We start from the raw sequence: 13,266 nt of genomic DNA on the forward strand, positions 1-13,266 counted from the left end.
CGCCCCTATGTCTGTGCGATAACAGATCACCCAGACAGGAGTTCGGATGTTCAGGTTTGCCACCGCTCTGACCCTCGCTGCCGCCGTGCCCGCCACGGCTGCTGAGGTCACGGATTTCACGCTCGAAAATGGCATGGAGGTCGTGGTGATCGAGGATCACCGCGCGCCCGTTGTGGTTCACATGGTTTGGTACAAGGTTGGGGCCGCAGACGAGACCGCCGGCGTGTCCGGCGTGGCCCATTACCTTGAACACCTGATGTTCAAAGGCACCGACACGCTGGAGCCCGGCGAGTTCTCGCAGGTGGTCGAAGCGCAGGGGGGCTCGGACAACGCGTTCACCTCTTTCGACTACACGGCCTATCACCAGCGCGTCGCTGCCGACCGGCTGGGGCTGATGATGGAGATGGAGGCCGACCGGATGCGCAACCTCCGGCTCGACGACCGCGACATCGCCACCGAGCTGCGTGTGGTGCAGGAAGAGCGCAACCAGCGGATCGAGAACGACCCCGGCGCGCTGTTCGCCGAGCAGCGGGATGCGGCGCAATACCTCAACCACCCCTATGGCCGCCCGGTGATCGGCTGGATGGATGAGGTGGAGAGTCTGCAACTTGAAGACGCGCTGAGCTTTTACGAGACCTATTACGCGCCCAACAATGCCATCCTGATCGTGGCCGGAGACGTGACCCCTGACGAGGTCCGCGCGCTGGCCGAAGAGCATTACGGTCCGGTACCGCCGACCCCCGATCTGCCCGAGCGCACCCGTCCGCAGGAACCCCCGCAACTCGTGGAACGTCGGCTGGTCTATGAAGATCCGAAGGTCGCGCAGCCCTATGTGATCCGCAGCTATCTCGCGCCCGAGCGCAATCCCGGCGATCAGAAAACCGCCGCGGCCCTGACCATCCTGGCCGAGGTGCTGGGCAACGGGCAGAGCTCGGAACTGGCCCAGCGGTTGCAATTCGGCACGGGCGAGGCGCTTTATGCCTCCGCGTTCTACAGTGGGACGACGCTCGACCGCACGACCTTTGGGCTGGTGATGGTGCCTGCGCCGGGGGTGTCCCTGCCCGATGCCGAGGCTGCGCTGGACCGCGCGGTGACTGAATTCCTGGACGAAGGCGTCGATCCCGACCAGCTGGAGCGGATCAAGACCCGCATCCGTGCCGCAGAGATCTATGAGGCAGATAGCGCCCGGGAGCTTGCCAACCGCTATGGTCGTGCGCTTTCCATTGGCCTCACACTCGACGATGTCGAGAGCTGGCCCGACGAACTCCGCGCGGTGACCGGCGAAGATGTGATCGCCGCCGCCAGAGACGTGTTCGACCGCCGCAATGCTGTGACCGGGTACCTGAAGGCGCCCGAAGCGCAGGAGATGACCCAATGATCCGCCTTGTTCTGGCTGTTTTTCTCACCCTCCTGACCCTGCCCGCCCGCGCGGCGGTGGACATTCAGGAAGTTACCTCCCCCGGTGGGATCAATGCCTGGCTGGTCGAAGAACCTGCCATTCCCTTTGTCGCGCTGGAGCTGCGCTTTCTGCCCGGCGCGGCGCTGGACCGAACCGGTAAGCGCGGCGCAGTGAACCTGATGATGGGCCTGCTCGAAGAAGGCACGGGTGATCTCGACGCTCAAGGATTCGCGGCGGCCAGGGATGAACTCGCGGCATCCTACTCCTACCAGGCCTATGACGACGCGGTGGCCATCTCCGCGAAATTCCTGAGCGAAAACCGGGACGAGGCCGTCGATCTGCTGCGTCGCTCGATAATCGAGCCCGCCTTTGCGCAAGACGCCATCGACCGGGTGCGCGATCAGGTCCTGTCGGTGATCGCCCGGAACGCGGTGGAACCCAATGAGATCGGCCGCGCCCGGTTCAACGAACTGGCCTATGGCGACCACCCTTATGGCTCGGCGGTGGAGGGCACGGTCGAGAGCGTCGCCGCCCTGACTCGCGACGACATCATGCAGGCCCATCGTGACGTGCTGGTGCGTGACAACCTCTATGTGTCCGCCGTCGGGGACATTACGGCAGAGGAACTTGGTGCGCTGCTCGACACTCTCCTCGGGGCGCTGCCGCAATCAACCGATGTGGCGGATCCGGGACCTGCGGGCTGGAACATTGCCCCGGGTATCGAGCTGGTGGAGTATGACGTGCCGCAATCGGTCGTTATCTTTGGCCAGCCGGGCTTCGAGCGTGACGATCCTGATTTCTTTGCGGCCTATGTGCTGAACGACATTCTTGGCGGGCGGGGCTTTTCGTCACGACTGATGGAGGAGGCGCGGGTTAAGCGCGGTCTCACCTATGGGATCGGCACGTTCCTCGCGCCCATGGAATACGCCGCCAGTACCGGGGGCCAGGCCAGCTCGGCCAATGAGAGCGCGGCGGAACTTGTGTCGGTGATCAGCGACGAATGGGTCCGGATCGCGGAGGGTGTGACGGAGGAAGAGCTGGCCGCGGCCAAGACCTACCTCACCGGCGCCTACCCCCTGCGATTCGATGGCAATGAGCGGATCGCGAGCATCCTCGTCGGGATGCAGATGGACGACCTGCCGGTCTCCTACATTGCCACGCGTAACGCTGATATCGAGGCGCTGAAGGTCGAGGATCTGGCCCGCGTGGCTAAGCGCCTCTATCAGCCGGAAAACCTGTCCTTCGTGATCGTCGGGCAGCCCGAAGGTTTGCCCGGAGACGGCTGACATTCCGGGTGGCGAAGCAGGATTTTACCGTTTCGCCACCCGGCCCCATCATGCTAGATATGGCGTCATGACCCGTCATGACCGCAATATCAGCCGCCCTTTGATCCGTCAGCTCGACGACGTGGCGATCAACCAGATCGCCGCAGGCGAGGTGGTCGAGCGCCCTGCCTCGGCGGTCAAGGAACTGGTGGAAAACGCCCTCGACGCGGGCGCCACGCGGGTCACCATCGACTACGCCCATGGGGGCAAGACCCTGATCCGTGTCACCGATGATGGCTGCGGGATGACGGCGGAGGACCTGCCGCTGGCGCTGAGCCGCCATGCCACGTCGAAGCTGAACGGCGACAATCTGCTCGATATCCGGTCCTTTGGCTTTCGTGGCGAGGCGCTGCCGTCGCTCGCCTCCGTCGGTCGGCTGTCCCTGACCTCGCGGGCCGGGGGTGGCGAGGGCGCCTGTCTGGAAGTCAGCGGCGGCGCGGCCCAGCCGGTGCGCCCGGCGGCGCTGAGTGCGGGGACCGTGGTCGAGTTGCGCGATCTCTTTTTCGCGACCCCCGCCCGGCTGAAATTCCTCCGCTCCGACCGCGCCGAGGCGCAAGCGATCGGCGATGTCATCAAACGGCTCGCCATGGCCGAGCCCATGGTCGGCTTTGCCCTGCGCGATGTATCCGGCGGTGGCGAGGGGCGGTTTGTGTTCCGGGTCGATCCGGGGTCAGGCGAGTTGTTCGAGGCCATGCAGACCCGGCTTATGCGGATCCTCGGTGGCGACTTTGCCGAGAATGCGGTGCGGATCGAGGCCGAGCGCGAGGGCATCCGTCTCACCGGATATGCGGGTTTGCCGACCTATTCGCGCGGGGCTGCGACGCATCAGTTTCTCTTCGTGAACGGTCGCCCGGTGCGGGACAAGCTGCTGTTTGGCGTGCTGCGCGGGGCCTATCAGGATTATCTGTCGCGGGACCGCCATCCGGTCGCGGCGCTGTTCCTCGACCTCGATCCTCAGCGGGTCGACCAGAATGTGCATCCCGCGAAAACAGAGGTGCGGTTCCGGGAAACGGAGTTGGTGCGCGGCCTGATCATTTCGGCGCTGCGACACGCGCTGGCCGAAGCCGGACACCGGGCCTCGACCCATGTGGCGCAAGCGGCGCTGGGTGCATTCCGCCCTTCCGAGCTGCCGCCCCGCAGCTATCAGATGGAGCGCAGCACCAGCGCGGCCCCGCAACGCCCCCCCATGCCGGCCCCGCCCCGGCAGGACAGTTTCGCGGAAACGGCGGCGGTTTTTGCCCGTGCCGATCTGCCGGCTGAGGAGCCGGAAGCAGAGCCCGCGACCCATCATCCCCTCGGGGCTGCCCGGGCCCAGCTTCACGAAAATTATATCGTCGCCCAGACCGAGACCGGCATGATCCTCGTCGATCAGCATGCGGCCCATGAACGGCTGGTCTATGAACGGCTGAAGCGCCAACTCTCCGCGCAGGGCGTCGCTGCGCAGGCTCTGCTGATCCCCGAGATCGTGGAGCTCTCCGACAGTGATCTGGCGATGCTCCTGTCCGCGCAGGCGGATCTGGCCCGGGCCGGTCTGGTGATCGAACCCTTTGGCGGCGGGGCAGTCGCGGTGCGCGAGGTTCCGGCGGTCCTTGGTGACGTCAATGCGGCAAATCTCCTGCAAGACGTGCTTGATGAGCTGACAGATCTCGGTCAGTCCGGCACGGTGATGGTGCAGATTGAGGCGGTGCTGTCGCGCATGGCGTGCCATGGATCGGTCCGCTCGGGGCGGCGGATGCGGGTGGAGGAGATGAACGCGCTCCTGCGCGAGATGGAGGCTACGCCCCATTCCGGCCAGTGCAATCATGGCCGACCCACCTATGTGGAGTTGCGCCTCAGCGACATCGAAAAGTTGTTCGAGCGGAGCTGATGACAGAAATCCTCGACCCTCTCCTTGCCGATCCCGGCGTACTGCTGGCCGTGGCGCTGGGGGTCGCGGTTCTCCTCGTCGTGATGCTGGTGCTGTCGCTCCGCCGCGCCGGGCGGTCGGCGCGCGTGACCGAGGCGCTGGCCCGCGAGTTGCGGCGGATGGGCGGTGAGATGGGCGCGCTGGGGCAGGGGCAGACGCAACTGGCCGGATCGCTGCAAACCGTGTCCGAGACCACCGCCACGGCGCAGCTTCGGATGCTGCAAACCATGGAAGCGCGTCTCGCCGAGGTGCAGCACCAGATGAGCGAGCGTCTCGCCGACACGACCCTGCGCCAGCAGCGGGGAATGGCGGAGATGCAGGAAAAGATGCGCGAAACGCTGCACGGCCAGACCCAGCGTACGACCACGTCGCTCACACAGTTGCAGGAGCGGCTGGCGACCATCGACAAGGCGCAGGACAATATTCAGAAGCTCTCCGGCGACGTGCTGTCCTTGCAGGACATCCTGTCGAACAAGCAGCGTCGCGGCATGTTCGGGGAAATCCAGCTCACCGATATCGTGTCCAAGGCGCTGCCCTCCGACAGCTATTCCCTGCAAACGACTCTCTCAAACGGCAAGAGGGCGGATTGCATGGTTCATCTGCCGCTGCCCCCCGGTCCCATCGTCATTGATGCCAAATTCCCTCTGGAGGCCTATGAAGCGCTCGCCGCTGCCGAAGGTCCTGCCGATCAGGAGCGCGCGCTGAAGGCGCTGGGGCAGGCGGTGCGCGTCCATATCAAGGCGATCTCGGAGAAATACATCATCGAGGGCGAGACGGCAGATTCGGCGCTGATGTTCCTGCCGTCGGAGGCGGTTTACGCCGAGCTGCACGCGCGCCTGCCTCATATCGTCCGCGAAGGGTTTGCGGCGCGGGTCTGGATCGTCTCGCCCACCACCTGCATGGCGACGCTGAACACCATGCGCGCGGTGCTCAAGGACGCGAGGATGCGCGAACAGGCGGGCGAAATCCGCAAGGCGCTGAAGCTGCTGCACCGGGATGTGGAGCTGATTGGCACCCGCGCGGCCAAGCTCGATACCCATCTGCGGCAGGCGGGTGAGGATGTGAGTGGCATTCTCACCGCATCGACCCGCGCGGGCAAACGCGCGGACCGGCTCGACAATTTTGATTTCGAGGAACTGGCGCCCACGGATCTCCCCAGCGAGCAGCCGGGCCTGCCCGGTACCTGAGACGACCGGTCGCGCGTCACTTTGTTGCTATCCTAAATCTTTTGTGAATATGTGGATGAAAACAATAGGTCGGCACTGTCCCGGCCTGACGGGTACGCAACTGCGGAGACCAACTTGTCCAGCATAAAAATGGGTCTGCCCCCCCGGGTCGCGGTCATCGGCGGGGGGATTTCAGGGCTTGCGGCCGCATGGCGACTTCGAGAGACGCATCGCGTTGTCCTTTACGAGTCCGAGAACCGGCTCGGGGGCCATGCCCGCACTGTGATGGCGGGTAAACGCGGGGATCAGCCGGTGGATACCGGGTTCATCGTGTTCAACCGCATGAACTACCCCCACCTCTCGGCGCTGTTTGACGAGCTTTACGTGCCCGTGGCCAACAGTGACATGAGCTTTGGCGCGTCCTTCGATGGGGGGCGGTTCGAATACGGTCTGCGCAACCTCTCGGCGGTCTTTGCCCAGCCCCGAAACGCCGTCGACCCGCGGTATTGGAGGATGATCCGGGACATCCTGCGTTTCAACGCACGCGCTCTGGATGTGGCGGACCGACCCGATATGAGCCTTGGCGAGTTGCTGGACCGGGTGGGCACAGGGGCGTGGTTTCGCGACCGCTATCTGCTGCCGCTTTCCGGGGCCATCTGGTCCACCCCCGCAAAGGGGATCCTTGATTTTCCGGCGCAGGCGCTGATCCGGTTTTTCGACAATCACGCGCTCCTGCATCACACTGGCCAGCATCAATGGCTGACCGTGCGGGGCGGCTCAAAGGAATATCTATCGCGCATGTCGTACGGCCTTCGTGCCGCCGGGGTAAAGCTGCGTCTCGGAACGCCCGTTGCGCGCGTGACGCGCCCTGGGGGACAGATCGTGGTCACCGCCGACGGGCAGGACGAGGTCTACGACGACGTGATCTTTGCAACCCATTCCGATGTGGCGCTGACTCTCCTTGGCGACCCCACTGACAATGAGCACAACGCGCTGTCAAAGCTGCGGTACAAGAGTAATAAGGCGATCCTCCATGCCGATGCTTCGGTGATGCCGGTGCGTAAGAAGGTGTGGTCGTCCTGGAACTATCGCGCCCCCACGGGTGAGATGCCCGACCATATCGAGCTGACTTACTGGATGAACTCGCTGCAACCCATTCCAGACGACGATCCGCTCTTTGTGACCCTTAACCCTGTGCAGAATATTGATCCGGCTCTGGTCATGGACGAGGTCTGGTTCCGCCACCCCTACTATGACAGCGCCGCCGAAGAAGGTCGCGCGGAGATCCGTCGGATGAATGGGGCACAAGGTACGTGGTTTTGTGGTGCGTGGATGCGCAACGGGTTTCATGAGGATGGGTTTGCTTCCGCCGTGACAGTGACCGAAGCCATTGCGGCGCGTTTTGGGACAGAGAATACGGTGGCCGCCGAGTGAGCAGGGTTGATCATATCGAAGGGCGCACCTTTCACGGGCGCCGCGGCGATATAGAGAACCGGTTCGTCTATTCGGTCGATTATGTGCTCCTCGATGCGGATGATCCCGTACCTCAGGCCCCCTGGCCTTTTCGGCGCAATCGCGCGGGACTGATCTCGCTCCGGGATAGGGACCATGGCGGAGCTCCGGGCAATGGCAGAGGAGCGGATTGGGTTCGCGATATCCTGACAGAGGAAGGTCTGGATCATCTGGCGCACCGCATCGAACTGCTCGCGCAGCCTCGCATTCTCGGCCATGTGTTTAACCCGGTGAGCTTCTGGCTCATCCGTGACCGTGACGTAGCGTTGCGAGCGGTCATCGCAGAGGTCACGAACACCTTTGGCGATCGTCACAACTACCTGTGCCATCGCCCGGATCTGGCGCCGCTCCAGCCATCGGATGAGATCGTGGCGAAGAAGGTTTTCCACGTGTCGCCGTTTCAGGATATCGGTGGTGTCTATCGATTTCGGTTCGATATTCGTGAGGAAAAGATCTCGATTAGAATTGATTTTGACCACGAAAATAAGGGCTTGCTCGCGACGCTGGTGGGTGACCGCCGGCCCGCGACGCGCGGTGGGCTGCTGCGGGCCCTGCTGCGTCGCCCCTTTGGATCGCGCAGGGTTCTGGCCCTGATCCATTGGCAGGCCCTCGTGTTGTGGCGCAAGCGAGCGGGCTATCGCACCCGCCCTGAACCCCCGGAGCACAGCTTGACCCGTATCGGGAAATAGGTCGGGGCCATAAATTTTTTTTTCCGCGCTTATGGAGCAATCTGGTGCGGACTGCGTTGGAGCAGCGTAGGAACAATCGGGTCGTGCTATGTCTGATATATTAGTGCTGACATTGGGAATAGCGCTTCTGGCGCTGGCCATGGTGTATCTCAGGCGCCGGATGATGTCCTTTTGGGGCCAAAACCCCTCTGATTACATGGGCTTCTCCATGGATTTCGATCCGAGGATCCATCTGGATGGGCAACTTCTGGCCGAGGGAGTGATCTATGGGCCCACCGGCCGTGTCACATCACGGTTTCACGCTGATATGGTCGGTGAATGGAACGACGATGGTGGCAGTTTTGCCGTCACGCTTCACTATGATGGCGGATTGAAGCAGGAGCGCACATGGGTCCTCGAGTTCACCGGGCCTGACACCTTCGTCGCTCGCGCAGAGGATGTTGACGGTGCCGGCTGCGGATCGTTTGCCGGCCCGGCCATGCGCACGGCCTACAAACTGCAGCTGCCTGCCGATGTCGGTGGGCACAAGCTGAAAGTTGTCGACTGGATGTATCTCACCGAGACGGGAACTATCATCAATCGAACGCAGTTTCGAAAGTACGGCTTGCTCGTGGCAGAGCTTGTTGCATCCATTAGAAAGCGTCCGGAGACAGAATGAGAGAATGGCAGGGTAAACGGTATTGGATTGTTGGTGCATCCGAAGGGTTGGGACGTGCGGTCGCCGAAAAGGTGAACCGGGCTGGCGCTGAGGTGGTCCTCTCGGCGCGGAGCGCTGAGCGTTTGCAGGAGTTGGCGGACAGCCTGCCTGGCGCCGCAAAGGTCTTGCCTTGCGATGTGAGCGACGCTGACAGTGTGACAGAGGCTGCGGAAGCGGCCGGAGAGATCGACGGACTGATCTACCTTGCGGGAGCCTATTGGCCCCAATCCGCGCGGGAGTGGAACGCCGAGCAGGTCACGGCGATGCTCGACGTGAACCTCACCGGTGCCGCACGCGTGTTGGGACAGGTCGTCCCGAAGATGGTGGCGCGGGATCAGGGGCATATCGTTCTGACCGGCTCGCTTTCGGGATTTCGCGGTTTGCCAAATTCTATCGGCTATGCAGCATCCAAGGCTGGCCTGATGGCCCTTGCTGAGGGAATGCATGCCGATTTGCGAGACACGGGCGTCGAGGTGCAGTTGGTGAACCCCGGTTTCATCCGGACCCGCCTCACTGACAAGAACGACTTCAAGATGCCGCAGATCATGGAGCCGGAAGACGCCGCGCAGCAAATGTTCGAGCATATGTCCGGCGACGGCTTTGCGCGGAACTTCCCGACAGCTTTCGGTTCGGCGATCCGCGCGATGAACTTCCTGCCCGACGCGCTCTATTACCGGCTGGTCAGCTGACGGCGCTCAGTAATGGGTGAGCGCCTCCGCGCGCTCATCCCCCATCAGGTGCGGCACGGCGTTGAATTGGGTCAGCAACATCCCGCGGGGCCGCACCCTGAAGCGATGAACCGACGTGTTCAGGATCGGCAACATGGCGTCGGCCAGAGCTTCGGTCCCGAGCCCCAGGACGTGCCGCATCGCCATCCCGATCACGCCGCCGGAAGTAATGCAGAGTACCCGTTTGCCAATTTCGGAGGCCTCATTCAGAACTGACGTGATACGGGTATCAAAGCTCTCAAAGCTCTCGTTTCCCTTGATTTCGGCGGCATGCCAAGCCTGCATGACGAGGTGCACATGGGTGTCGAACCCGTCCGCCTCGGGCATGGGAATGCCATGCACGTCCTGTAATGCCTGACCGAGATTGAAGTAGTCCATCTCGTTCAGCCGGGCGTCCGGCGTGGCCACAACGCCAATGCCTTCGGCGGTCTCCCGGTGACGACGGAGCGTCCCACACAGCACGAGATCGAAAGACGGCTCACTCTTGCGCATCCAGTCCCCGAGCCAGCGCGCCTGCCGATGACCGAGGTCGCTGAGCCGGTCATAGTCTTCTTCGTTTGTGGCGGCGCTGTTGGCTTGCCCGTGCCGGACCAGAACGATTTCACCCATGACGCGTCTCCCGTTGTTCCGGCTTCCCTAGTCCAGCGTTGGGCGGAGCGCAAATCATCGCAACTGCGTCGTTGGGGTTGACGCGAATCATTCTGTTGTCCCTCATGGAGAAAACCGCACAAGCGGTACGCCCCAGAACAAGGCGGGGCAAGGGAGGGTTCGGATTGACCGAGACGGGAGTCTCCATTCCTGCGTTATTGGCGCAGAACGCATCGCGACTGGCGACACGGCACGCCTACCGCGAAAAGGAATTCGGCATCTGGCAGAGCTGGACCTGGGCGGAGGTGGCCCGGGAGGTCGAGGATCTGGCGCTCGGCCTGATCGATATGGGGCTCGTGCCCGGAGAACATGTTGTCATATCGGGGCGCAATCGGCCCCGGCTCTACATGGCTATGGTCGCGGCGCAGATGGCGGGCGCGATCCCGGTGCCCCTCTATCAGGACGCCGCTGTCGAAGAGATCGCTTATCAGCTGGAACATAGCGGCGCGGTCTTTGCGGTGGTCGGTGATCAGGAGCAGGTGGATAAGCTGATCGAAGCTTCTGGCGAGGGTGCGGCCCTGCGCCGCATCATCTATCTCGACCCGCGCGGATTGCGAAAATACGACCACACGCAGCTTTTGTCCTATGCCGAAGCTCAGGAAGCGGGCCGCATGGCAGCGGACCGGCTAACCATCGAGCTAAAGGCCAGATTGGCTGCACTGGAGCCCGACAGTACCTGCGTCATGCTTTACACCTCGGGCACCACGGGGCGTCCCAAAGGTGTGGTTTTGTCGAACCGCAACGTGATCGAGACAGCGCGTGCGTCGAGTGAGTTCGACAACCTGACCACAGAAGAGGAAGTCGTGGCCTATCTGCCCATGGCGTGGGTTGGCGATTTCATCTTTTCCATCGGGCAGGCTTACTGGACCGGGTTCTGCGTGAACTGTCCCGAGAGCCCCGACACGCTGACGCAGGATTTGCGGGAAATCGGCCCAACCTATTACTTTGCTCCGCCGCGCGTGTTCGAGGGCCTCCTGACAAGCGTACTGATCCGCATGGAGGATGCGGGACGGGTGAAGCGCTGGCTGTTCAGAACCTTTATGGATCACGCGCGCAAGGTCGGCCCCGCTTTGCTCGACGACAAGCCAATTGGGTTCACTGACAAGCTGAAATACCGTTTGGGTCATCTGCTGATCTACGGTCCGCTGAAAAATACCATGGGATTCAGCCATATCCGAGTGGGATACACGGCAGGGGAGGCCATCGGGCCGGAGATCTTCGACTTTTACCGCGGGCTCGGGATTAACCTCAAACAGCTCTACGGGCAGACCGAAGCGACCGTGTTCATCACCCAGCAACCCGATCACGAGGTCCGCTCGGACACCGTTGGCGTACCGTCGCCGGGGGTGGAACTGCGGATGAGTGATACGGGCGAGGTTTTCTACCGCTCGCCGGGTACCTTCCAGTGCTACTATCGCAATCCGGACTCCACTGCCGAGACCAAGGACGCGGAGGGCTGGGTGGCCACCGGGGATGCGGGTTTTATCGAGCCCGAGACGGGTCATCTGCGGATCATCGACCGTGCCAAGGATGTGGGGAAACTCGCGACGGGCGGACTTTTTGCGCCGAAATACGTGGAGAACAAACTGAAGTTCTTCCCCAATATCCTGGAAGCTGTGGTCTTTGGCGCCGGGCGCAACCGCTGCATGGCGTTTCTGAATATCGACCTGACGGCGGTGGGCAATTGGGCCGAGCGCAATAACGTGGCGTATGGCTCCTATCAGGAACTCAGCCAGAACCCGCAGGTGTTGGCGATGATGCGCGAGCACGTTGCGGCGGTGAACCGCGATGTGGCGCGGGACGAGATGCTGTCGGGCTGTCAGATCCACCGCTTTCTGGTGCTGCACAAACAGCTTGATGCCGATGACGGCGAGCTGACCCGCACCCAGAAGGTCCGGCGCAAGGTGATTGGTGACAAGTTCGAAGATCTGCTCGGGGCGCTCTATGATGGCAGCGAAGAGGTCTATACAGAAACCGAAGTGACCTACGAAGACGGTCGCAAGGGGCAGATCAAGGCGACCCTGAAAATTCAGGATGCCGAGCTGTTCACACCGAACTCCAATACAAGGACTGCCGCAGAATGAGCCGTTTTAACGTCGAAGAAAAACCGAATTACGTCATGGGCGGAATCCTGGCGCTGGCCGGACTGGTCTTGTCCTGGCTGCTGGGGTCCCTGTTCCCGCCCAAGGTCGCAACCCTGGTGATCGGCGCGCTTATCGGGGGTTTTGGTGTCGCGGCGGCGGGGCGCATCTGGCCCGGATTGCCGATGAACAAGATTCATATCTACGGCCTCTCCATGGCCGTTTATGGCGCGGTCTGTAACCTGTTGGGGAGTTTCTGAGATATGCTCGATGTTGCGACAGATCCGGGAGCGGACCAGGGCCGGATCACGGGCGAGACCTTGCTGGATCTGCGTAACATCACACTTCGCTTTGGCGGGGTAGAGGCGATCAAGAACATCTCATTTGACATCCGCGAAGGTGAAATCCGCGCCATCATTGGCCCGAACGGGGCGGGTAAATCTTCGATGCTGAACGTCATTAGCGGATTCTACGTACCGCAAGAGGGTGAGGTCTGGTTTAATGGCTCTCGTCGCCCGCCGATGAAACCCTATGAGGTCGCGCGTCAGGGGATCGCCCGGACCTTTCAGAATATTGCGCTCTTTCAGGGGATGACGGTGCTCGACAATGTGATGACAGGTCGTCTGAACGCCATGAATGCGGGGACGATGTCGCAGGCGCTCTGGTTCGGCAAGGCGCGGCGGGAAGAGGTTGAGAACCGGGAGAAGGTCGAGCGGGTCATCGATATTCTGGAGATCCAGCACATCCGCAAAGTGCCGGTGGGACGTTTGCCCTATGGTCTGAAAAAGCGGGTTGAACTCGCCCGCGCACTGGCGGCGGAGCCGCATCTGCTGCTGTTGGACGAACCGATGGCCGGGATGAATGTGGAGGAGAAGGAGGACATGAGCCGCTTTATCCTCGATGTGAATGACGAGTTGGGAACCACCATCGCGCTGATCGAGCATGATATGGGCGTGGTGATGGATCTCAGCGACCGGGTCGTCGTGATGGATTACGGGCGTAAGATCGGGGACGGCTCCCCCGATGAGGTGCGCAACAATCAGGAAGTGATCGACGCCTATCTGGGGGTGTCCCATGACTAGGTCCGGTCGCACGGCGCTCGCGCTGACGCGCAT

Annotated in this window: 12 protein-coding genes; 11 read left to right on the forward strand and 1 reads right to left on the reverse strand. The window is 62.3% G+C overall.

Features of this window, described 5'->3' with window-relative positions:
• Positions 1–46: 46 nt before the first annotated feature.
• The 8 genes from FEV53_RS05905 (at position 47) to FEV53_RS05940 (ending at position 9,383) form a co-directional block, all read left to right on the forward strand.
• Positions 47–1,378 carry a M16 family metallopeptidase gene (locus FEV53_RS05905; protein ID WP_142833889.1) on the forward strand — a complete coding sequence of 444 codons (1,332 nt, stop codon included), beginning with the start codon at positions 47–49 and terminating at the stop codon, positions 1,376–1,378.
• Positions 1,375–2,685 carry a M16 family metallopeptidase gene (locus FEV53_RS05910; protein WP_142833890.1) on the forward strand — a complete coding sequence of 437 codons (1,311 nt, stop codon included), beginning with the start codon at positions 1,375–1,377 and terminating at the stop codon, positions 2,683–2,685. The genes FEV53_RS05905 and FEV53_RS05910 overlap by 4 nt, the downstream gene beginning before the upstream one ends.
• A gap of 67 nt (positions 2,686–2,752) precedes the next feature.
• The gene (mutL, locus tag FEV53_RS05915; protein ID WP_142833891.1) at positions 2,753–4,591 is read left to right on the forward strand and encodes a DNA mismatch repair endonuclease MutL; all 1,839 of its coding nucleotides are present in this window, start codon (positions 2,753–2,755) and stop codon (positions 4,589–4,591) included.
• On the forward strand, positions 4,591–5,817 hold the full coding sequence (locus tag FEV53_RS05920) for a DNA recombination protein RmuC (RefSeq protein WP_142833892.1): 1,227 nt from the start codon (positions 4,591–4,593) through the stop codon (positions 5,815–5,817). The genes mutL and FEV53_RS05920 overlap by 1 nt, the downstream gene beginning before the upstream one ends.
• A gap of 129 nt (positions 5,818–5,946) precedes the next feature.
• Entirely contained in the window at positions 5,947–7,230 is a 1,284-nt protein-coding gene (locus tag FEV53_RS05925; RefSeq protein ID WP_142833949.1) for an NAD(P)/FAD-dependent oxidoreductase, read from the forward strand.
• Positions 7,227–7,997: a DUF1365 domain-containing protein gene (locus FEV53_RS05930; protein ID WP_142833893.1), complete on the forward strand. Its 771-nt coding sequence runs from the start codon at positions 7,227–7,229 to the stop codon at positions 7,995–7,997. The genes FEV53_RS05925 and FEV53_RS05930 overlap by 4 nt, the downstream gene beginning before the upstream one ends.
• Positions 7,998–8,085: 88 nt before the next feature.
• Positions 8,086–8,655 (forward strand): DUF3833 family protein, encoded by a 570-nt coding sequence (locus tag FEV53_RS05935; RefSeq protein ID WP_142833894.1) that lies wholly within the window; start codon positions 8,086–8,088, stop codon positions 8,653–8,655.
• Positions 8,652–9,383 (forward strand): SDR family NAD(P)-dependent oxidoreductase, encoded by a 732-nt coding sequence (locus FEV53_RS05940; RefSeq protein ID WP_142833895.1) that lies wholly within the window; start codon positions 8,652–8,654, stop codon positions 9,381–9,383. The genes FEV53_RS05935 and FEV53_RS05940 overlap by 4 nt, the downstream gene beginning before the upstream one ends.
• A gap of 6 nt (positions 9,384–9,389) precedes the next feature.
• Here the strand turns inward: FEV53_RS05940 and FEV53_RS05945 are convergent, their stop codons facing one another.
• Positions 9,390–10,031, reverse strand: coding sequence for a histidine phosphatase family protein (locus tag FEV53_RS05945; RefSeq protein WP_142833896.1), 642 nt, complete (start codon positions 10,029–10,031; stop codon positions 9,390–9,392).
• A 164-nt stretch (positions 10,032–10,195) separates the two neighbouring features.
• Between FEV53_RS05945 and FEV53_RS05950 the strand changes: the two genes are divergently transcribed.
• The 3 genes from FEV53_RS05950 to FEV53_RS05960 are packed head-to-tail and all read left to right on the forward strand — an operon-like array spanning position 10,196 to position 13,233.
• Positions 10,196–12,154 (forward strand): AMP-binding protein, encoded by a 1,959-nt coding sequence (locus FEV53_RS05950; protein ID WP_246100740.1) that lies wholly within the window; start codon positions 10,196–10,198, stop codon positions 12,152–12,154.
• On the forward strand, positions 12,151–12,411 hold the full coding sequence (locus FEV53_RS05955) for a hypothetical protein (protein ID WP_142833898.1): 261 nt from the start codon (positions 12,151–12,153) through the stop codon (positions 12,409–12,411). The genes FEV53_RS05950 and FEV53_RS05955 overlap by 4 nt, the downstream gene beginning before the upstream one ends.
• A 3-nt stretch (positions 12,412–12,414) precedes the next feature.
• Entirely contained in the window at positions 12,415–13,233 is an 819-nt protein-coding gene (locus tag FEV53_RS05960; protein ID WP_142833899.1) for an ABC transporter ATP-binding protein, read from the forward strand.
• The last annotated feature ends 33 nt before the right edge of the window (positions 13,234–13,266 follow it).

This window comes from Palleronia caenipelagi (assembly GCF_007004065.1).
Lineage (GTDB): Bacteria > Pseudomonadota > Alphaproteobacteria > Rhodobacterales > Rhodobacteraceae > Palleronia > Palleronia caenipelagi.

Coding starts and splice junctions, on each gene's coding strand:
- FEV53_RS05935 (WP_142833894.1), top strand. CDS start 8,086: ATGTCTGATATATTAGTGCTGACATTGGGAATAGCGCTTCTGGCGCTG.
- FEV53_RS05960 (WP_142833899.1), top strand. CDS start 12,415: ATGCTCGATGTTGCGACAGATCCGGGAGCGGACCAGGGCCGGATCACG.
- FEV53_RS05940 (WP_142833895.1), top strand. CDS start 8,652: ATGAGAGAATGGCAGGGTAAACGGTATTGGATTGTTGGTGCATCCGAA.
- FEV53_RS05925 (WP_142833949.1), top strand. CDS start 5,947: ATGGGTCTGCCCCCCCGGGTCGCGGTCATCGGCGGGGGGATTTCAGGG.
- FEV53_RS05905 (WP_142833889.1), top strand. CDS start 47: ATGTTCAGGTTTGCCACCGCTCTGACCCTCGCTGCCGCCGTGCCCGCC.
- mutL (WP_142833891.1), top strand. CDS start 2,753: ATGACCCGTCATGACCGCAATATCAGCCGCCCTTTGATCCGTCAGCTC.
- FEV53_RS05920 (WP_142833892.1), top strand. CDS start 4,591: ATGACAGAAATCCTCGACCCTCTCCTTGCCGATCCCGGCGTACTGCTG.
- FEV53_RS05955 (WP_142833898.1), top strand. CDS start 12,151: ATGAGCCGTTTTAACGTCGAAGAAAAACCGAATTACGTCATGGGCGGA.
- FEV53_RS05945 (WP_142833896.1), bottom strand. CDS start 10,031: ATGGGTGAAATCGTTCTGGTCCGGCACGGGCAAGCCAACAGCGCCGCC.
- FEV53_RS05910 (WP_142833890.1), top strand. CDS start 1,375: ATGATCCGCCTTGTTCTGGCTGTTTTTCTCACCCTCCTGACCCTGCCC.